At 56.2% G+C, this 20,763-nt stretch carries 17 protein-coding genes; 6 read left to right on the top strand and 11 right to left on the bottom strand.

The features are described 5' to 3' along the window. Positions 1-150 precede the first annotated feature (150 nt). Positions 151-552: an H-NS family nucleoid-associated regulatory protein gene (locus DEU53_RS11890; protein ID WP_101761355.1), complete on the top strand. Its 402-nt coding sequence runs from the start codon at positions 151-153 to the stop codon at positions 550-552. A gap of 208 nt (positions 553-760) precedes the next feature. Here the strand turns inward: DEU53_RS11890 and DEU53_RS11880 are convergent, their stop codons facing one another. The 3 genes from DEU53_RS11880 to DEU53_RS11870 are packed head-to-tail and all read right to left on the bottom strand — an operon-like array spanning position 761 to position 4,384. Then, entirely contained in the window at positions 761-1,960 is a 1,200-nt protein-coding gene (locus DEU53_RS11880; protein ID WP_110867202.1) for an aminotransferase class I/II-fold pyridoxal phosphate-dependent enzyme, read from the bottom strand. Between the two features lie 18 nt (positions 1,961-1,978). Then, positions 1,979-3,280, bottom strand: coding sequence for an LLM class flavin-dependent oxidoreductase (locus DEU53_RS11875; protein ID WP_110867201.1), 1,302 nt, complete (start codon positions 3,278-3,280; stop codon positions 1,979-1,981). Between the two features lie 33 nt (positions 3,281-3,313). Next, the gene (locus DEU53_RS11870; protein WP_110867200.1) at positions 3,314-4,384 is read right to left on the bottom strand and encodes an iron-containing alcohol dehydrogenase family protein; all 1,071 of its coding nucleotides are present in this window, start codon (positions 4,382-4,384) and stop codon (positions 3,314-3,316) included. 334 nt (positions 4,385-4,718) lie between these two features. Between DEU53_RS11870 and DEU53_RS11865 the strand changes: the two genes are divergently transcribed. From DEU53_RS11865 to DEU53_RS11855, 3 genes are read left to right on the top strand one after another with little or no spacing between them, the layout of a single operon-like run. Continuing rightward, positions 4,719-5,264 (top strand): GNAT family N-acetyltransferase, encoded by a 546-nt coding sequence (locus DEU53_RS11865; RefSeq protein ID WP_101761773.1) that lies wholly within the window; start codon positions 4,719-4,721, stop codon positions 5,262-5,264. Then, complete coding sequence (locus tag DEU53_RS11860) at positions 5,261-6,403, top strand: amidohydrolase (RefSeq protein ID WP_110867199.1); 1,143 nt, start codon at positions 5,261-5,263, stop codon at positions 6,401-6,403. Before DEU53_RS11865 ends, DEU53_RS11860 begins: the two co-directional genes overlap by 4 nt. Continuing rightward, the gene (locus tag DEU53_RS11855) at positions 6,403-7,716 is read left to right on the top strand and encodes an MmgE/PrpD family protein (protein ID WP_110867198.1); all 1,314 of its coding nucleotides are present in this window, start codon (positions 6,403-6,405) and stop codon (positions 7,714-7,716) included. Before DEU53_RS11860 ends, DEU53_RS11855 begins: the two co-directional genes overlap by 1 nt. On the opposite strand, the gene DEU53_RS11850 is transcribed toward DEU53_RS11855, so the two are convergent. Both DEU53_RS11850 and DEU53_RS23275 read right to left on the bottom strand, forming a co-directional pair. Continuing rightward, complete coding sequence (locus DEU53_RS11850; RefSeq protein ID WP_007890034.1) at positions 7,713-7,937, bottom strand: hypothetical protein; 225 nt, start codon at positions 7,935-7,937, stop codon at positions 7,713-7,715. The genes DEU53_RS11855 and DEU53_RS11850 overlap by 4 nt on opposite strands. 114 nt (positions 7,938-8,051) lie before the next feature. Then, positions 8,052-8,174, bottom strand: coding sequence for a hypothetical protein (locus tag DEU53_RS23275; RefSeq protein ID WP_255421536.1), 123 nt, complete (start codon positions 8,172-8,174; stop codon positions 8,052-8,054). A gap of 329 nt (positions 8,175-8,503) precedes the next feature. Between DEU53_RS23275 and DEU53_RS11845 the strand changes: the two genes are divergently transcribed. After that, positions 8,504-12,214, top strand: a complete 3,711-nt coding sequence (locus DEU53_RS11845; protein ID WP_110867197.1) for an FAD-dependent oxidoreductase — start codon at positions 8,504-8,506, stop codon at positions 12,212-12,214. Positions 12,215-12,312: 98 nt separating this feature from the next. On the opposite strand, the gene DEU53_RS11840 is transcribed toward DEU53_RS11845, so the two are convergent. From DEU53_RS11840 to DEU53_RS11815, 6 genes are all read right to left on the bottom strand, one after another. Further along, entirely contained in the window at positions 12,313-12,678 is a 366-nt protein-coding gene (locus DEU53_RS11840; protein ID WP_110867196.1) for a type II toxin-antitoxin system PemK/MazF family toxin, read from the bottom strand. Further along, positions 12,678-12,950, bottom strand: coding sequence for an antitoxin (locus DEU53_RS11835; RefSeq protein WP_110867195.1), 273 nt, complete (start codon positions 12,948-12,950; stop codon positions 12,678-12,680). The genes DEU53_RS11840 and DEU53_RS11835 overlap by 1 nt, the downstream gene beginning before the upstream one ends. A gap of 87 nt (positions 12,951-13,037) precedes the next feature. After that, entirely contained in the window at positions 13,038-15,323 is a 2,286-nt protein-coding gene (locus DEU53_RS11830; RefSeq protein WP_110867194.1) for a molybdopterin-dependent oxidoreductase, read from the bottom strand. Positions 15,324-15,357: 34 nt separating this feature from the next. Further along, complete coding sequence (locus tag DEU53_RS11825; RefSeq protein ID WP_110867193.1) at positions 15,358-16,119, bottom strand: amino acid ABC transporter ATP-binding protein; 762 nt, start codon at positions 16,117-16,119, stop codon at positions 15,358-15,360. Then, the gene (locus DEU53_RS11820; RefSeq protein WP_110867192.1) at positions 16,112-17,035 is read right to left on the bottom strand and encodes an amino acid ABC transporter permease; all 924 of its coding nucleotides are present in this window, start codon (positions 17,033-17,035) and stop codon (positions 16,112-16,114) included. The genes DEU53_RS11825 and DEU53_RS11820 overlap by 8 nt, the downstream gene beginning before the upstream one ends. Beyond that, positions 17,032-17,928 carry an ABC transporter substrate-binding protein gene (locus DEU53_RS11815; protein ID WP_110867191.1) on the bottom strand — a complete coding sequence of 299 codons (897 nt, stop codon included), beginning with the start codon at positions 17,926-17,928 and terminating at the stop codon, positions 17,032-17,034. The genes DEU53_RS11820 and DEU53_RS11815 overlap by 4 nt, the downstream gene beginning before the upstream one ends. Before the next feature lie 659 nt (positions 17,929-18,587). Here DEU53_RS11815 and DEU53_RS11805 point away from each other — a divergent pair. Continuing rightward, positions 18,588-20,759 (top strand): TonB-dependent siderophore receptor, encoded by a 2,172-nt coding sequence (locus DEU53_RS11805; protein ID WP_199559712.1) that lies wholly within the window; start codon positions 18,588-18,590, stop codon positions 20,757-20,759. Positions 20,760-20,763: the final 4 nt, after the last annotated feature.

Raw genomic sequence — 20,763 nt, 5'->3', positions numbered from 1 at the left:
CTCGATAAAGCGTCACGGAATATAAAGGAATCTCTGATCACCCGGATATTTTACAGACAATTCCGCCCACGTTTGATTATTTTAATTTGGCAAAAAATCTCGTAGAATGCTTCCCTTTACACCAGTCAAATAAGTAATAAGGATTAATACATGAGCGATGCACTTAAAGCATTGAACAATCTTCGTACGCTGCGTGCCGAGGCGCGTAATATTGACGTCGCAGCATTAGAAGAGATGCTGGAAAAATTCGCCGTGGTCGTCGCAGAGCGCCGTGAAGAAGCGGAAGCAGAAACTGCAGCCCAGCGCGAAAAAGAAGAAAAGCTGGCGCTTTATAAAGAGATGTTGTTGAAAGACGGTATTGATATTAGTGACCTGGCGCAATTAACTACCCAGGAAAGCAAACCCAAGTCGAAACGTGCTCCGCGCCCCGCGAAGTATAAATTCATCGACGAACAGGGGAACGAGAAATTGTGGACCGGCCAGGGCCGTACGCCATCACCGATTAAAGCCGCACTGGAAGCGGGCGGTTCAATGGATGATTTCCTGATTTAATCGGTGACTTGCTGTACAGCGCATGAACAGTAAAAACGCAGCGTAAGTGCTGCGTTTTTTCGTTATTACTTCTGAGCGTTAATCTGTTTGATATACGCTTTTAAAACGTCGTAAACATAATCCTGGCAAGCGATACCGTATTGCGCATCATACTTGCCGTTAAGTCAGATAATCCCCCGGAAATATCTGACGTCTTTTACTAATAAGCTTATTTCAGAACCGCACAGGCCTGCGCAATTCTGCGGCCCGCTTCACGTACCGTTTCAATGTCGGTGGCAATCGACAAACGGAAATAAGGTGATAATCCGTACGCGCTGCCCGCCACGCCAGAGACACCGCTTTCCAGCAGATAATTCATCACATCCTGCTCGCTTTCGATCTTCTGACCATCGGGACGCGTTTTACCTAATAAACCGGCGCAGCGACAGAAAATAAAGAACGCGCCATCAGGATTAAGCACGTCAATTTCCTGCACCGGCTTTAACAGCGCCATAATCGCATCGCGGCGATCCTGATAAGCCGTGCGTTGCGGCGGCAGGAAGTCGAGTCCACCGTTATACGCCGCCACCGCCGCAGCCTGGCTGATCGCGCTGGCACCGGAGCTGTTTTGCGACTGCACCACCACCATCGCGTCGATCAACGCTTTAGGCCCGGCACCGAAACCGATGCGCCAGCCGGTCATGGCGTAGGTTTTCGACACGCCGCCCACCAGCAGAATACGGTCGGCTAAATCCGGCGCAACGTGCAGCAGGCTAATATGTTCACGGCCATCAAACAGAATATGTTCGTAGAGTTCATCCAGCATGATCAGCACATCAGGATGATCGCGCAGCACCGTCGCCAGCGCGGTCAGCTCATCTGCGCTGTACACCATACCAGAAGGATTGCCGGGATTGTTCAGCACCAGCCAGCGGGTTTTGGCGGTGATCGCCTGCGCCAGCTGTTGCGGCTGCAACTTGTATTCCTGCTCCAGCGGACACGCCAGCAGCACCGCTTCGCCGCCGTTGAAACGCACGCTATCCGGGAACGTCGGCCAATAAGGCACAGGCACAATCACCTCATCGCCTTCATTCAGCGTGGCGGCAAAGGCGTTGAAGATAATCTGTTTGGCACCGTTGGCGATGCAAATTTGCGCCAGCTCATAATCGAGCTGATTTTCATTTTTCAGCTTAGCCAGCACCGCTTTGCGCAGCGGCGTGGTGCCGTTGGTCGGCGTGTAGCGCGTTTCACCGGCTTCCATTGCCGCCACCGCCGCCTGGCGAATATGCGCGGGCGTATCAAAATCTGGCTCACCGGTGGTGAGATCGAGAATATCCACGCCCTGCTCTTTCAGCTGGCGCGTCAGTTGACGCGCCGCCGCATTGGCAGAGAGCGACACGGACTGCACACGCTTTGATAAGGTGACCATGTTGAGCTCCTGAATGGGTTAGACCACCGGCAAGCCGAGGTTTTCACGCAGCGTGGCGAACTCGTAATCGTCACGGAACAGGCCGCGACGGCGCAGTTCAGGGATCACCAGCTCAACAAACAGATCCAGCTGCTCGGACATGATCGCCGGCATAATATTGAAACCATCCGCGCCGCTCTCGTTCATCCACAGCTCGAAATCGTCAGCGATATCTTCGGCGGTACCGACAATCACGCGATGTCCGCGTGAACCAGCAGCCACCGCCGCCAGCTCGCGCAGCGTCAGATTTTCGCGTTTCGCCATATCGGTCATCAGTTTAACGCGGCTCTGGTTGCCCTCGCCCAGAGGCACTTCTGGCACCGGACCATCCAGCGGGAACTGGCTGAGATCCATGCTGAAACGCAGCGACAGCTGACGCAGACCGTTTTCGATGTCCACCAGCGTGTTGAGCTCTTTCCACAGTGCTTTGGCCTCTTCACGCGTGCGGCCCACAATCGGCATCACGCCCGGCATAATCACCACATGATCCGGATTACGACCAGCGGCAATGACCTGATCTTTCTGCGAACGGTAGAAGGTTTGTGCTTCTTCGAGGCTGGCAGCCGCGGTGAAGATCACTTCTGCGGTTTCCGCCGCCAGTTTCTGACCATCGGCGGAGGAACCGGCTTCGATGATCACTGGACGACCCTGCGGCGAACGGGTGATATTCAGCGGACCCTGCACCTGGAAGTGCTCGCCTTCATGGTTAATCGGCTGGATTTTTTCATCAACAAAGTACGCACCGGTCTCTTTGTTCGGCTGCACCGCGCCCTCTTCCCAACCGGCCCACAGCTTGTCAGCCACTTCGAGGAATTCGCGCGCACGCGCATAACGCTCGGCATGGTTTGGCATATCGTTGCGGCTAAAGTTACGCGCTACATCGGTAGAGAACGAGGTCACCACGTTCCATGCCGCGCGACCACGGCTGATGTGATCCAGCGAAGAGAAGCTGCGCGCCATGGTGAACGGATCGCTAAAGGTGGTGGACGCCGTTGCCGCCAGACCGATGCGTTTGGTATTCACCGCCAGCGCCGACAGCATGGTCAGCGGCTCAAGGCGCGCCATGGTCGAGGGCAGACGATACATGCTGGTGGCCAGCGCATCGCCTACGAAGAACAGATCGAATTTACCGGCTTCGGCTTTTTGGGCGATGGTGATCAGCCAGTCGATGTCAGTTGGATCGCCGAGCTTTTCCGTCAGACGCCAGCCGCTGACGTGTTGTCCTACCGGCTGCACGAAAAGGCCTAAACGGATGCGGCGTTGTTGTTTTGAGTTAGCCATTAATTTGTCCTGGTCAATAAAAAGTGGTGCGATTTAAAACGTGTTCTCGGTCGCCAGCAGCGCCTGTTCCAGCGCATCGGCAGAGATGCGGAATGGCAGACGTTCGGCGCTGGCCGCCGGGAATTTAATCTGTTCTGCGATGGTGCGAATCGTCGCCGCGCGGTCACCGGTTAACGGCGCTAAGGTCAGCGGCATGTCGTACGCACGCAGCAGCGTCAGCAGATCGGCATCCGGCACGCCGTCATGCTCAATCAGCGATTGCACCAGCAGGCTGTAACCCACTTTTTCACCGTGCAGCCATTGATGCAGATCCGGCAGATGCGTCAGACGATTGTGAATGGCGTGAGCAAAACCTGGCGTCGGCAGCACATCGCGCACGCTGTTGGCTAATCCGGCCAACACGATATTGGCATCGATGATTTTCACCAGCTCCGGCGTGACCTGCTGTTGCTGGTTAGCGGCTACCGCCGCCGGGCCCAGCTCGCGATAAAGATCCAGCGCGCGTTTGGCGGTCATCACTTTGAGATCCAGCGCCAGATCGTTGGGATTGTTACGCTGATACGGATAGAACTCATAATATTTTGCCAGCGCATCAACGATGCCGGCCTTCAGGTAACGCACGTCGCTGCGCGCGATAATCTCGCTATCGACCAGTACCAAATCCGGCATTTTGCCCAGCGGCTGGCTGCGCACATGGCCGCCCTGCTCGTTGTAAACAATCGCCACCGGCGACCAGGCAGCGCAAGTCGCGGCAACCGTGGCGAAGTTGATCACCTTGAGATCGGGCAGCTGGCTACCCACCGCTTTTGCCGCATCCAGCACGCGCCCGCCGCCAATCGCAAACAGCAGTTCAGCGCCCTGCTGCTCGACATTGTGCTTCAGGGTTTCAATCGCGGCATCGGTGCATTCACCGGTCAGAAACTCTATTTCCCAGCGAATATCATTGGCTTCAAGGCTCTGGGTTAATTCCGGATTAACGGCCTGCCAGGCGCGGGGGGAAGTAAAGACGCGAATATGGGAAGCGTAAGGTTTGATTAATTCACCGGCGTGCGCACGCAAACCGGGTTCATGTGCATATGCACGCGGAGATTTGATCGCTAACACGGCGTCACCCTGATTAAGAATAAGGCTATAACGGATTAAATTAAGATAATTCAGAGGGTTAATACAGAATAGTTATAGCGCTATGTATTTTCTGCATACTACGGTAAATAACGATTTAAGCAATGCAAAAGGGGCGATTTCATTTTCACAAATTCGCATTAGCTTAGTTATTTTTCACATATAGCGGGGAATGGCTTTGCTGGTAATCTGAACCCTTATAACAGACGAGCACCTTGCGTAGCGGCGCAATTTATTGCGCGATGAATCGCGCCGCTATGGAAGGTGCCTGTTTTTTGATTCTCCGCCTGATGGCGGTTTTTTCCCGGGGATGTCTATGTCACTTGAATTTCGTCAGGTTAGAGAAGACGAGGTGGAAACCTATCAGGCGCTGATGCATGCCGCGTATGCACCCACGCTGGCGCTCGGTATTAAATTTGATGCAGCCACCGCCGATCTTGCCAAAACGCTGCGTCATCTGCAGAGCCACGGTGTTTATGCCCTGTATGCCGATGATGTGATGGTCTCATCCGTTACCGTACGCTATCCGTGGGGACCGCTGCCCGGCCCGTTTGGCCTGCCGCATATCGGCTGGTTTGGCGCGCATCCCGATTATCCCGGCCAGCAATTTGGTCGTCAGGTGCAGGATCGTCTCGAGCAGGAGATCTTGCTGGGCCAGTTACGCGCGCCTGCGGTGTCGCTCGGCACCGCCACTAGCCATCCGTGGCTGATCGAGATGTACAAAAAGCGCGGTTTCCAGCTGATGCACACCACCGATCTCGGCAAAGGGCATATCACGCAATATATGAAGAAAGTACTGGATGAAAGCGCCCACGATGCGTGGTTAACACGCCAGGCGGCACAACAAGGAGTAAAAGCATGAGCCAATCTCTCGACACCTTAGGCGAACAGCTGATCGCTTTCCGCCATGAACTGCACCGTTTTCCCGAGCTCTCCAATCAAGAGTTTGAAACCACCGCACGAATTCGTCAGCAATTAGAGCAACACCAGATTCGCGTGCTGGATCTCCCGCTCAAAACCGGTTTAGTGGCGGAAATCGGGGCGGAAAAAGGCCCATTGATGGTGTTACGCTCCGATATTGACGCGCTGCCGATTGAAGAGCAGTCAGATGTGAGCTTCCGATCTGAACGGCCCGGCGTGATGCACGCCTGCGGCCACGACTTTCACAGTTCGGCGGCGCTGGGGGCAGCGATTCTGCTCAAACAGCAGGAAGATACGCTGCCAGGTCGCGTGCGTATTCTGTTCCAGGCCGCTGAAGAGACCGGCCAGGGCGCGCCCGATGTGATCGCGACCGGCGCGCTGGATGATGCGGTGGCAATCTTCGGCATTCACAACGATCCGTCTCTGCCGCCAGGCGTGATTGGCAGCAAAGCCGGTCCGCTCACCGCAGCGGTCGATCGCTTTTATATCAGCATCACCGGCATGGGTAGCCACGCCGCCAAACCGCATCAGGGTAACGATCCGATTGTGATTGCCGCGCAAATTGTCTCGGCCGCACAAACGTTGATTAGCCGCAATGCCCCATCCGGCGATAACGCGGTGGTCTCGATTACCCAGATTCACAGCGGCAGCACCTGGAACGTGATTCCTGATAGCGCCTGGCTGGAAGGCACGGTGCGCTCCTTCTCGCAGGAAACGCGCGAACGTCTGGAGCAGCGCTTCCGTGAAATCGTGCAAGGTATCGGCGCCGCTTTCGCCGCCGAGGTGAAATTCAACTGGCACGCGGGTCCGCCATCGGTGGTAAATGATGCGCATTGGGCGGATTTTGCCTTGCAGCAGGCCAGCGCCAGCGGCTTTGAGGCGCGCGTGGTGGAAGCCAGCCCAATCGGCGAAGACTTCGCGTTCTATCAGCAACAGCTGCCGGGCGCGTTTATGATGATTGGCACCGGCGAGCCTTACGCGCTGCACCATCCGGCGTTTCGCATCAATGATGATGTGCTGTTGCCGACGTCGCGCTATCTCGCCAATCTGGCGGTCGCAGCGCTGAAGAGCGTGAGCTGATGAGCCTCACTGCCGCGCTGGCTGAGCGCATTGTTCACAGCCAACCGGACGCCGCCGCACGTAATGCGGCGCGCGAAGGGGTGCGTGATTTCCTCGCTGTCAGCTGGCCGGTACTGCAAGGTCAGGTGCCAGACAGCGGATTACCGGCGCTGCGCAGCGTATATGGCGACGGCAGCGCGCGAGCCAACGCCCTGCTGCTCGGATATGCCAGCCACGCGCTGGATTACGATGATTTCCATGCGGATTTTCGCGGGCATCCCAGCGTGGTGATTCTGCCTGCGCTCTTTGCCTGGCAGCAGTTGCAGCCCTCTGAGCTGGATCAGTTTCTTGATGCCTATGCGGTCGGCGTGGAGGTTGCCGGACGTTTAGGCCTCGCCGTCAGCCAGCAGCATTACGCCTTAGGTCATCACAATACCGCGACGCTTGGCACAGTCGCCGCTGCCGCCGCTCTGGCGCGTTTGCTGGCGTTGGATGTGGCTGCCACCGCAACGCTGCTCGGCATCGCCACCACGCAGGCCAGCGGCTTACGCGCGCAGTTTGGTTCGGCGGTAAAGCCGCTGCATGCCGGGTTTGCAGCTGAACGCGCGGTGAGCGCCGCACAGCTGACGCTGGCAGGCTTTGATGGCAAGCAGGACGGCGTGATTGACGCTTTCATCTCCGCCACCAGCAATGGCCAGGCGCAGCCGGAAAAACTGATTGAGCATTGGGCGCAGCCGTGGCGCATCGTCGCGCCTGGGTTGGAATTTAAACCCTTCCCCACCTGCGCCGGTACGCACAGCGCCGCCGAAGCCACGCGCATCTTGCGCAATCAATGGCTGGCGAGCGGTAAATCACTGGAAAGTTTGCTGGAAAACATTAGCGAAATTAGCGTGGCGTTTCCGCCGGGCGGTGATATTGCGGCATCGGTGCGCGTTCCAACCAACGGCATCGAAGCGCGTTTCAGTCTGGAATATGTGATCGCCGCGATGCTGATGTATGGCGATTTGCGTTTGCAGGATTTTGCCGAAGGCGAGTTGAATCAAGAGGTGATGCCGCTGGCAGCAAAGGTGCGTCGTACGCCAGATGAAGGTGCGCCACCGGATGCGATTAACCCGGCGCTGCGTTTTCATCTGGTGACGATTACGCTACGCGACGGCTTGCAGATGCAGCATCACCGCACTCGTCAGCAATCGCTGGCCGATGCGGTGGATGTCGCAGGCAAGCTGCGCGCGGCACTGCAGCAGGAGTCTCCGCTGCGTCAGCAACAACTGCTGAACAGCAGCGAGTTGGCTAACAGCGCGCATCTGGCGCAGTTAACCCAACTGCTCGCTTAAAGCGTTTCAACCGGCTCCAGCGCATCCTGAATGGCATCGGCCAGATTTGCAATCTCATTGGCAACCGCCTGCAAATCCCACGATGCCTTTGATCCGCTGGCAGAGGTTGAGGCGCTAACTGACTCTTTTGCCACCGCTAATGCCGCCGCAACCGCAACGGTGCGTTTATGCTGCTCAACCGTGACGCCAATCGGTGGCTGTGTGAAATAGTCGTTGACCATCGTATCTCTCCCTTAAGTGTTAAAAAAATAAATGAATCCTGGAGAGGTATTATGGGGGAATTACAGCAGAGTGCACTCTAAATAGTGAGCCGCCAGCGGCGGCTCGACCGATTTTCAGATTTTAGGTTGCTGATCTTCAGGGAATTCAGTATCGCGGGGTAAATCATCATCTTCGTCGGGTAATGTTTCATCATCACCTGGCAGTGGAATTACATCATCATCTGGACGTTCTGACATACGTACCTCCGTAAACCCGAATTGGGTTAATTAAAGTGTAGTAATGAAATAAATTAAACATCGCCCTTCTTTTCATTATGTGAGTTAAGCGTAAGAAATCGCGCAACAATAATATCTTCATTTCTTTGCACCGCTTCACTTAAATAAGCAAAACTCACGCTGGGCTTATTTTCTTTTCAGCTCAGCCATTTGCGCTAAGCCAAAGCGTGGTTATAATTCGAATTAGGTTCAACAGTCGATTTCCCTGGTTGCCTTAAATGGCGCCCCTATAACACGATTAACTTCTTTTATTTATTGCTATTTCCTGAATGTTATTCCGGGGGAACATCATGTCGCCATTTTCCAGCTTTTGGCAAGCCGGTTATGAGGGAGCGGATCATATCAATCCCTTCGGCGAGCGGCTTTCAATGAATGCGTTGACCGACCATTTATCGCAATACCCTAACGATTACGCCGCGCTGCAGCAGTTTGGCATTACCTCCGCCCGCGAAAGTATTGGCTGGCGACTGGCGGAAATGGAACCGCAAACCACGCTCGAAAGTTTAAAAAAACGCATGAATTCGGCGCGCTCCTTTGGCGTGCAAATTAACTGGACCTTTTGCCATTACGGCTGGCCGGATGACTTAACCTTATTTTCCAGCGAATTTGTGCCGCGCTTCGCCGCTTTTTGTCAGCGCATGGCGGGCTTCCTCGCGGAATATTATGAAGACGCACCCATTTATTCGCCGATGAATGAAATCTCGTTTTTGGCGTGGGGAATTTCTGTCGGCCTGTTTGGTAATAATGCCCATACCGATCCCGATGAGATTAAACGTCAATTGATTCGCGCCACGCTGGCGGGTTGCGCCGCCATTCGCCTTGCAGATCCGCGTGCGCGTTTCCTGCACTGCGACCCGATTATTCACGTGGTGCCGGATGAAGACAGCGATGCATGCCGGCAGCGCACCCGGGATATCAACGCTTCGCAATATCAGGCGTGGGACATGATCGTCGGTTTGCGCGAGCCGGAACTCGGCGGCAAACCGCACTATCTCGATGTGGTTGGCGCCAATTATTACCACGGCAATCAGTGGCTCACCGGGTCCGGCTGCCGGCTGGAGTGGCATCTGGGCGATGCGCGCCGCGTGCCGCTGCATCCGCTGCTGGCGCAGTTAACTAAGCGTTATCAGCGGCCCATTTTGCTGGCGGAAACCAGCCACGTCGGCAGCGGACGCGCCGCCTGGATTGCCCAGGTCACCGCCGATGTCGCGCAGGCACAGCTCAATGGCTGTGATATCCGCGGCATCTGTCTTTATCCGATTATCGATCGCCCACTTTGGGAAGATCTCGAACACTGGCCACGCAGCGGATTGTGGGATGTCGATCCCCACAAAAAGCGTCTACTGAACCCGGTTTATGCCGCGTCATTACAGCAATCACAACGATTATTAGCCCGTTTTCAGGGTCTTATCACCGCGGCCAGCAGGCCAGAGGAAAGCGTCATGAAACAATCCGTATTAGTGGTATTCAGTCATTTACGTTGGGGATTTGTCTTTCAACGTCCACAGCATCTATTGTCGCGCCTCGCCCAGTTCCACCGCATTGTGTTTATCGAAGAGCCGATTTATCAGCCCGGTGAAGCCGCGTTACGCCAATATCAGCCCGCACCAAACGTGACGGTGATCGAACCGCATACCGATGTGGCCGCGCCTGGCTTTCACGATAGCCAAATCGCCGTGCTGCAACCGCTGCTGGCTGAACTGCTTGCTGACGATGAAACGCCGATGGTGTGGTTTTATACGCCGATGGCGCTGCCGCTGCTGGCCTGCTTTACACCGAGCGCGATTATCTATGACTGCATGGATGAACTCTCCGCCTTTAACCAGGCGCCGCGCCAGCTTCAGCAGCGTGAATCGGCGCTGTTGAGCCGCGCCGATTTGGTGTTCACCGGCGGCACCAGCCTGTATGAAGCGAAGAAACATCGCCATCCGCAGGTTTTCTGCTGCCCAAGCAGCGTCGATGCGGGACATTTCGAACAGGCGCTGGACCGCACTAACAGCCATCCGCTGCAGGAAAACCTGCCAAAACCGCGCCTCGGCTATTACGGCGTAATTGATGAACGCCTCGATTTGACGCTGATTGCCGCGCTGGCCGATGCGCATCCCGACTGGCAGATCGTGATGGTCGGTCCGGTGGTGAAAATTGATGCCGCCAGCCTGCCCCAGCGCAGCAATCTGCACTGGTTCGGCCAGCAACCGTACGCCGCCTTGCCGCACTTTCTCGCCGGCTGGGATCTATGCCTGATGCCGTTCGCGCTCAATGCTTCGACGCGCTTTATCAGTCCTACCAAAGTGCTGGAGTACATGGCAGCGCAGCTGCCGATTGTCAGCACCGCGATTGCCGATGTGGCGCGACACTATGCCGACGTGGTGAGCATCGCCGACTCGCATCAGAGCTTTGTTCAGGCCTGTGAAGCGGCGCTCAGCATGCCGGTGGAAACCCGCTATCAGCTAGCGAAAAACATGGCGACACGCGTTGCGGAAACCTCGTGGGATCGCACTGTCGATGAGATGCAGGCGCATATCGTGGCACTGACCCAACGTCAGATTTCCCATCCCGAAATAGCCGCCGCCCCTCCGCCCGCGCTGGCGCACAACACCGTTGCGTGCTTGATTTTGGGGGCCGGGCCAACGGGGTTGAGCGCCGGTTATCACTACGGCGCGGGCGCAGTGGTGCTGGAGAAAAATGCCACCGTGGGCGGCTGGTGCCGTTCGGTCGAGGATCAGGGATTCACCTTCGATCACGCCGGCCACATTATGTTCTCCAACGATCCTTACGTGTTGCGCCTGTACGATATCCTGCTGGGCGACAATCAGCACTGGCAAACGCGTGAAGCCTGGGTTTACAGCCATGATGTTTACACCCGCTATCCGTTTCAGTCGGCGCTGCATGGTTTGCCTGCCGAAGTGATTGGCGAGTGTGTGTTAGGCGCGATTGAAGCGCGCTATGCGTCGCCTCCCGCTTTACAGGCGGTGGCCACCGAGGCGCGGCGTGATTGCTGCGCCGATGGCGCCATCCCGGATGGTGAAAGCCTGGTCTGTCAGCCGGAGAGCGAAGATTTCGAAAGCTTTATTTTCCGTACCTGGGGCAAAGGCATCGCCCGACATTTCGCCCTGCCGTATAACCAGAAACTGTGGAAAACCCCGCTGGTGAATATGGAAACCTCATGGCTCGGCGGACGCGTGCCGCTGCCGGATTTGGAGCAGATCATCTCCGGCGCGCTGGCGCCGCTGGATAAGCCGGTCGGCCCCAATGCGCGCTTTGGCTATCCGCTGCGCGGCGGTTTTCAGGCGCTGATGGAGGGATTTCTGCCACATCTGGACTGCACGCTGGAGATGGAAGCGGGCGTCAGCGAAATTCAGCCGTTGCAACGGCGCGTGCTGTTAAGTGATGGCCGACAGTTTCATTATGACCAGATGATCAGCACCTTGCCGCTGCCCGAACTGGTGCGATTGATGGGCAGCTTTGCACCAGAAGCGGTGCAGAAAGCAGCGAAGCAACTGCGTCATATCTCGGTGCGCTGCGTCAATCTGGGCATTGGCCGCGCCAATATCAGCGACAAACACTGGATTTACTATCCCGGCAACACGCTGTTCCACCGCATCTTTTTACAGGGCAACGCCAGCCCGCACTGCAATCCAGAAGGCGGTTTTGGCCTGACCTGCGAAATGACCTATCGCGACGATCAGCCGCTTCCTTGCGAAGGCGATGCGTTGATTGAACGCTGCATTGCGGATTGTATTCGGGTCGGCATCATTAATGCCGATGATGAGATCGTTACCGCCAGCGAAGTGGATATGCCGTACGCCTATGTGGTTTACGACCATCAACGTACCGCCAACGTCACGCTGATTCGCAGCTGGCTGGCAACGCAAGGCATCCATCTTTCCGGGCGCTACAGCGAATGGGAATATTACAACTCGGACCACGCGTTCCTTGCCGGTAAACGTGCAGCGGAAACGGTGAAAGATTTGACCCATAACCGGAAAACCACGGCGTGAGATGAAAAAGCTAGTCAGTTAGGGTGAACGGGGCGGCATTCATGAGTGGCTGCCCTACGATTGTCATCGTGATTTTCGTAGGGTGCGCATTCAGGTTTTTAACGCGGATCAATCAAATCCACTACCATCGACAGGATTTCATCCATGACGTGCGATTCAACTTTCGCGGCGAAACTTGCCTTCCGCGCGGTCAGGTCAAGAGAACGAAGTTGGTAGCACAACGCTACGCCAGTTACGCTGCCGGTATCCGTGCTGCTGCCATCCAGATACACCGCAACAGCCCTCGAGCGTGATGCGCCGCCACCGCTGGTTACCGGAATGCAAACTGCTGTCCCTAAAGCAGCGACGAGTTCCCGTCGTGAAATCACCAGATAATAATGCGGCCCTTTAAACTCCCTGCCTTCAACGGGATCACCGTTGACGTGCCAGATTTCACCTAACTGCGGAACTCTGCGCGATAACATCAGATAGCCTCCTTGCCCTGCGGTTTATCCTGCAAATCATCGCTGACGGCTTCATTAAACTGGCGAATCTCTTCCTGATCAATGCCAGCTAACAGTTGGTCCATCGTTTTCCTGCCGCGTGCGAGCCGGTTAACAGGTTTGATGTTGATTGACTCGTCAGTTGCAGTGACATCTAGCTCAATCCCCACATGCCAACCCGCTTTGGTCGCGATGTCACTGGGAATCGTTAGCACAACGGCTCCGCCTTGCTGACGCAGTTTGGTTAAAGCCATACATCCTCCAAAGTGTAACTTTGTCTCACTGAGTCTATCACTCGGTGAGACAAAGTCACACTTTGATTTATTGAGATGCGTCTGCTTTTAGGCAGGCGGAATAAACGCCTGTACAGGCGTCACTTCGCCGCGATATTTACGCACCTGCACGACGGTGATTTGTCCGCTGCAACCTTGTGCCAATGAAGACGTGCCGATATCCAGCGTCAACACATTGGGATTACCGTGACGGCACAGCGGACGCAGCGCGGTAGGATCGACCGGATCATACCAGGCGCCGGTCGGCAACTGCACCACGCCGCGCATGATGGTTTCGGTGAGACGCGCACTGGCGAGCACGTGGCCGCGCGCGTTGTAGAGCTCGATAATATCGCCATCATTAATGCCTGACGCCGCCGCATCCGCCGGATGCAAACTGCACACTTCGCGGCCATGGCGTTTGCCGCTCAGGCTGTAATCACCAAAATCGAGCTGGCTGTGCAAGCGCGTCGCCGGCTGATTGGCGATCAACCAAAACGGATGATCGGAATTCGGTTTTTGCTGCGGTTCACGCCACACCGGATGTCCCGGACAGTTTTCGTAGTTAAAGCTGGCGATGGTGGCAGAGAAAATTTCAATTTTCCCGCTCGGCGTCGGCAGCGGCGACGCTTCCGGGTCGGCGCGAAACGCGTTAATCATACGGCCGCCGTCTTTCAGCTGCGGCAACTCCAGCACGCCTTGTTGCCAAAACTTCTCGAAGTCGGGGATCTCAACCTGATGCGCCGCCAGCTTTTGCTGCAGCTGGGCGTAATGATGCTGCAACCAGCCGCGCGTATCGCGCCCTTCGGTGAAGGCCTCTTCGCGGCCTAAACGGCGCGCCAGCTCGGTGAAAATCGCGTAATCATCTTTGGCTTCACCGAACGGTTGCGCCACCGGTTGCATGGCAAACAAGTGGCGATCGGTGGGTGCGCCGCCAATGTCTTCGCGCTCCAGCGTCATGGTGGCGGGCAAAACGATATCGGCATGGCGCGCGCTGGCGGTCCAGGCGATCTCATGCACGATCAGCGTATCCAGCTGACAAAAAGCCTGACGCAAGCGCGCGAGATCCTGATGATGATGGAACGGATTGCCGCCGGCCCAATATGCCAGACGGATGTGCGGATAGGTTAAACGGCGGCCATTGTAATCAAACGGCTTGCCGGGATTGAGCAGCATATCGGAGATACGCGCCACCGGAATCAGACGATCGATACCGTTTTTACCCTGCGGTAGCGCCGGAAAACTCACCAGATTGTGATGCTTACCGTAATGGCCCAGCGCACCCAGCGCATAGGTGTAGCCGCCGCCCGGCAAGCCCGGCTGACCAAGTGCGGCCGCCAGCACCAATCCCAGCCACACCGGCTGTTCGCCGTTTTCGGCGCGCTGCAAGGCATGCGCCACCGTCACCAGCACGCGTTTGCCGTGCAGCTGGCGAGCAAAATCGCTGATGAACGCAGCACTCACGCCGCAAATTTCTGCTGCCCACGCCGCATCGCGCGGCGTGCCATCCTCTTCGCCACGAATGTAGGCCGCCATTTCTGGCCAGCCCACGGTGTAGCGCGCGAGGAAAGCCTCATCGGTCAGCTGTTCAGCGATCAATACCGATAACACGCCGAGGATGAAGGCCGCGTCAGTGCCCGGACGCAGCGCCAGCCATTCGCCCTGCGCTTCTTCAGGGAGATCGCTTTGCAGCGGGCTGACCGAGATAAAGCGAGTGCCGCGCTCAGCCGCCTGCTGCATAAAGCCGCGCTCGGTGTGTTCGCTCAAACCGCCGCTGGCGACCTGCGAGTTTTTCAGCGCCAAACCGCCAAATGCCACCACGATTTCGCTGTGCTGGGCGATCTCTTCCCAACTGACGCCGCGACGGGCAATTTCATTCATGTCGCCGACGATATGCGGCAGCAACACCGATGCGGAGCCGGAACTGTAGCTGTTGACTGAACGCACGTAGCCGCCGAGCGTGGTGTTGAGGAAGCGATGCACCTGACTTTGCGCGTGGTGGAAGCGCCCCGCGCTTGACCAGCCGTAAGAGCCGCCGAAGATGCCTTGCGGGCCGTACTTATCGCCGACGCGTTGCAGTTCGCGCGTGACCAGCGCGTAAGCTTCATCCCAGCTCACCGCGACGTACTCATCGTTGCCACGACGATCGTCCGCGCCCGGGCCGTTCTCCAGCCAGCCACGGCGCACCATCGGACGGGATACGCGCGCCGGATGGTTTAACGCAGTGTGGAAATTTTGCAGCAGCGGGCTGGGATCGGGATCGCCCTTGAACGGTTCGATGGTGAGCCGATCGCCCTGTTGCTGGGCATGAAAAGCGCCCCAATGGGCGCTGTGCATTACCGGTTTTTGTGTCATCACTGTTCCTGGCATCAAAAAAGAAAAACGGTGCCTAAAGCACCGTTGCAATAAAGTTTCTTACGCGCCCGTTTTCCGGGTCGTCGAGCACTTGCTGGGTTGGCCCCGCCGCCACGATTTTGCCGCTTTCCATAAACACAATGTTGTCAGCAACCTCGCGCGCAAAACCAATCTCATGCGTCACCACCACCATGGTAATGCCGGAGTGCGCCAGCTGTTTGATCACCTGCAGCACTTCGCCAACCAGTTCGGGATCGAGCGCTGAAGTGGGTTCATCAAACAGCATTACGCCGGGATCCATCGCCAGCGCGCGGGCAATCGCCACACGCTGCTGCTGTCCTCCGGAGAGATTCTGCGGCCACTCATCTTCGCGGCCAGACAAACCCACTTGCTTCAGAAGCGACAGCGCTTTGCTGGTCGCCTGCTGACGACTCTGCTTCTTGACGCGCATCGGCGCATCGACGATGTTTTGCAACACGGTACGGTGCGGGAACAGGTTGAATTGCTGGAACACCATGCCGATTTCGGCACGCTGACGCGCAACTTCACCGCTGCTTAACTCGTGCAGCGCCTGGCCTTTCTGCCTATAGCCGATGATCTCGCCGCCGATGCGAATGGTGCCGCCATCCAGTTTTTCCAGGTGGTTTATGCAGCGCAGCAGCGTGGATTTCCCCGAACCCGACGGCCCAAGGATCACCGTGACTGAACCGGCCGGAATATCCAGATTCACTTCATCCAGAATGGTGACGCCAGAGAAGCGTTTAGTGACTTTACGTAAGGCGATCGCTTCACCCATTGCTGACGCTCCTTTCTGCTTTTGGCGCTGAGAAGCCCGGCAGCGATTTCAACAGGCTGCGTTTTTCCCGGCGCGAAACGCCACGGCCAAAATAGCGTTCCACATAGAACTGACCCACCGACAGCACCGAAGTCATCAGCAGATACCACAAGGTAGCCACCAGCAGCAGCGGAATCACTTCATAGGTGCGCTGGTAAATAATCTGCGCCGAGAACAGCACGTCCTGCAGCGAGATCACTGAGACCACCGCCGTGGTTTTCAGCTGACCAATGATTTCGTTGCCGGCGGGCGGCATGATGGCGCGCATCGCCTGCGGCAGCACGGTGTGACGGAAAATCTGCGAAGGGCGATAGCCGAGCGCACGCGCGGCTTCCAGCTGGCCGTTGCCGACGCTTTGGATACCCGCACGCACAATTTCGGCGGCATAGGCAGATTGGTGCATCACCAGCGCGATCACTGCCGCACTAAATGGGCTCACCAGCGCGTTCGATTGCGTGCTCCAGATTTCGCCGAGGCCCGGAATCGACAGAGCGATGGTGGGATAAAGCGCCGCGATGTTGTACCACAGGAACAGTTGCACCAACATCGGTACACCACGGAAGAACCAGGTGTAGAACCAGCTCACGCCCACCAGCACCGGATTGGAGGAGAGGCGCATCAGCGCCAGCACCGTACCGAAGGCAAAACCCAGCACCACAGAGATCGCAGTGAGCTGCAGCGTCATTAATACGCCTTGCAGGATCGATTCGCCGGTAAAGTTCTCCGCAATCACGCTCCATTCGAAGCGTGGATTGTTAATCATCGAGTTCGCCATCGCCACCACGCACAACAACACGACCAGCGCACTCAGCCAGCGTCCGTAGTAACGTTTGCCGACGATTTTCAAGTCGCCAGTGTGGTCGTGAATGTCACTCATTGAAAGATTTCCTGATTGCGTTTGGCTTGTTTAACAGCACCAAAGCCGATGCCCCAGTTGTCGAGGATCTTGTTGTAGCTGCCATCTTTGATCAGCGAGTTAAGCGCGGCCTGTACAGCGGGCTCCAGCGCGGAATCTTTCGGGAAAGCGACGGAAACGGGTGCGTCATGGACGGTGATCTCACCGCTCATGGTCAGCGGTTTAATCACCTTCACCTGCCACAGCAAACCTTCATACGGGCCGAGGAACATTGGCACGCGACCGCTTACCACCGCCTGCACGCCAGCTGGACGATCCGGGAAGACGGAGACTTTGATTGGCTTTTTACCTGCCGCTTCACAGGCTTTGCTGGCGTCTTCAAGGCGCGTAACCTGGGTGGTACCGGAACCGGCGCCCACTTCTTTACCACAGACATCGGCCAGTTCTTTGAATGGCGCGATGTTGGCATCTTTGCGCGAGATAATGCCGAGGCGGCTGGCATCGTAATAACCCACGAAGTCGATGATTTTGGCACGCGCTGGCGTGGCGTTGATATTGGAGAGCGCCACATCGTAACGACCGGTTTTCAGGCCTGGAATGATGTTGTCGAAACCGCCGGTGTCGCGCCACTGAACCTGGATTCCCAGACGCTCGCCCACGGCATTCATGATATCGATTTCACGGCCGGCCAGCGTTTTGTTGTCTTCTTTATAGAAGGTGGTTGGCGGCGTGTTGGGGTTGGTTCCGGCAACAATGTAGCCACGTTTCACCACATCCGCAGGCAGCAGGCTTTTCAGCGCAGGATCGGCCTGCACATGGATTGAGCTGTCAGTTGGGACGTTTTCATCGGCGGCGAACGCGGTGTGTGCACTCAGCGCGAGCGCAAGAAGAGTCATGCCTTTGGCGAATTTCACTGGAACCTTTCTCCTGATTTATAAAAAGTTTCCCCACAGGGAAAAGGCGTTGAGGTAGCGATGGTTTTGTCTCCTGACTCACCTCGCGCGAGCGACGTGCGGTGAGTGGAATTGTCATCCTCATATACGCTAAATAATTCCAGCTGCAACAAGGCGGCAAGTGTGTGAATCCCCGGGAGCTTACTTAAGTAAGTGACTGGGCTGAACACGCGGAGCCAACGCAGTTGCGGCTGAAATTATGACGGGTATTTACGTCCCGATTAGCATTCTCTGGAAGATAGATAACAATCACAAATGCGAAAAAAACATATCTATTGCCGAAATATGGCAATAGCCGCAAGCACGGTTGCAAGGCGGGATTTCCGCCCCAGATTTGGCACGTAACACTCAGCAGAATTCAGAATTTGCTAGTGAATCAATAGTCTGCTTATCCAGTATTCATCGACACATTTCTTCTTACTCATAACGGTTTCTTCTAAGCAAATGAGAAATTCCCCTCTCCGCAACTCATACCTCGCAACCGAACAACCTTTGTAAAGGTTTGTATTGTCAGGCATGTTGCCGTCTCACTGAATGGACAATGAGAAACGTTATCATTATCATGCGCATTTACTTGCAATTGTTAACGTTACAGGGAGAAAACTTAAGTGAATGTAACCATGCGTGGCAAAAAGCGTCCAATTGCGCTTTTTTTAGCGGGAATGCTAACGTCGCCTGCCTTTGCAGCTGAAACCACCGAAAAGCTGGCTGACGATGAATCAATGATCGTCACCGCCGAGCAGGAGCTGAAACAGCAACCGGGCGTGTCCACCATCACCGCTGAAGACATCAAAAAAAATCCCCCTGTTAACGATCTCTCCGACATCATTCGCAAAATGCCCGGCGTAAACCTTACCGGTAACGGCGCCAGCGGCAGCCGCGGCAATAACCGGCAAATCGATATCCGTGGCATGGGCCCGGAAAACACCCTGGTGATGATCGATGGCGTGCCGGTTTCCTCTCGTAACTCGGTGCGCTACAGCTGGCGCGGCGAGCGTGATTCACGCGGCGATACCAACTGGGTGCCAGCTGAAATGGTTGAGCGCATTGAAGTGATTCGAGGCCCGGCCGCTGCTCGATACGGCTCTGGCGCGGCGGGCGGCGTGGTGAACATCATCACCAAGCGTCCCACCAACGACTGGCACGGCTCGCTGTCGCTCTATACCAGCCAGCCGGAAAATAGCAAAGAAGGCGATACCCGACGCGCTAACTTCAATCTCAGCGGCCCGCTGGCCGGTGATGCGTTGACCATGCGCCTGTACGGCAACATCAACCGCACCGATGCCGATGCGTTCGATATCAACACCGCAGAAAACGGTTCATACGCGGCGGGCCGTGAAGGCGTGCGCAACAAAGACATCAATACCGTGCTGTCCTGGAAAATCACGCCGCTGCAAATCATCGACTTCTCCTGGGGCTACAGCCGTCAGGGCAATATTTATGCCGGTGACACGCAGAACAGTAACAGCAACGCCAGCACCGACGGTTTAGTAGAGTCGCTGTACGGTGATGAAACTAACCGCATGTATCGCCAAAGCTACGGCATCGCGCACAACGGTATCTGGGATTGGGGAACCTCGAAGCTCAATTTCAACTACGAGAAAACCAATAACACTCGCCTGCAGGAAGGCACTGCCGGGCGTACTGAAGGGATGATTAACAGCGATACGTACGCCACCAGCCGCCTGGAAAGCTATCGCGCGGGCGGAGAGATCAACTTCCCGCTGCAGCTGCTGGTCGATCAAACCGTGACGCTGGGCGCGGAGTGGAACCGCGACGAGCTGAACGATCCAGCATCAATGCTTGCGGCCAGCGCGAGCGGCGTGAATTTGCCAGGCAGTTCTGGCGATCCATCGCAGCGCAGCAGTAAGAACAGCGCCACCATCAGTTCACTGTTCTTCGAAGACAACATTGCCGCCACCGATAGCACCGAAGTGATTCCTGGCCTGCGCTTTGATTATCACGATCAGTTTGGCGCCAACTGGAGCCCAAGCCTGAACCTCTCGCAAGGTCTGGGCGACTATTTCACCCTGAAGGCCGGTATCGCACGGGTGTTTAAAGCGCCAAACCTGTATCAATCAACGCCGGGTTATCTGCTCTCCACGCGTGGCAACGGCTGCCCGATTGGGCTCAGCCAATGTTATCTGCTGGGGAATAACGATCTCGATGCAGAAACCAGCGTCAACAAAGAGATTGGACTGGAGTTCAGCAACCAGGGCTACGTCGCGGGCATCACCTGGTTCCGCAATGACTACAAGAACAAGATTGTGTCGGGCACCGAGCCGGTTTATTCCAGCACTCGCCCGGTTTACAACGTGCTGCGCTGGGAAAACGGCGGCAAAGCGATTGTGGAAGGACTGGAAGGAAATCTGACTATTCCTTTGATCGCCGATACGCTGGAATGGCGCTCCAACGCCACCTACATGTTCCGCTCCGAGAGCAAGAAAACCGGCAATCCGCTGTCGGTGATCCCGGAATTCACCATCAACTCGCAGCTGGAGTGGCAGGCGACGCAGGATCTCAGCGCCAACATCAACTGGACGCAGTATGGCCGCCAGAAACCGCGTCAAAATGTTGAGACCAATATCGATACCTCGAGCATGACGACGCAGGAAATCAGCCCGTATTCGGTGTTTGGTTTGAACGTCAATTACGACATCAGCAAAAACCTGCGCGCCAATGCCGGTATCAATAACCTGTTTGATAAACGCATTTACCGCGAAAATTCGGGTGCATCAACCTATAACGAACCGGGCCGCGCCTATTATGCCGGTGTGACGATGTCGTTTTGATTGA

The sequence above is a fragment of the Pantoea sp. AG1095 genome, from assembly GCF_003208415.1.
GTDB lineage: Bacteria > Pseudomonadota > Gammaproteobacteria > Enterobacterales > Enterobacteriaceae > Pantoea > Pantoea leporis.
The sequence above is the reverse complement of the archived record's forward strand: the minus strand, read 5'-3'. Positions and strand labels throughout refer to the sequence as shown.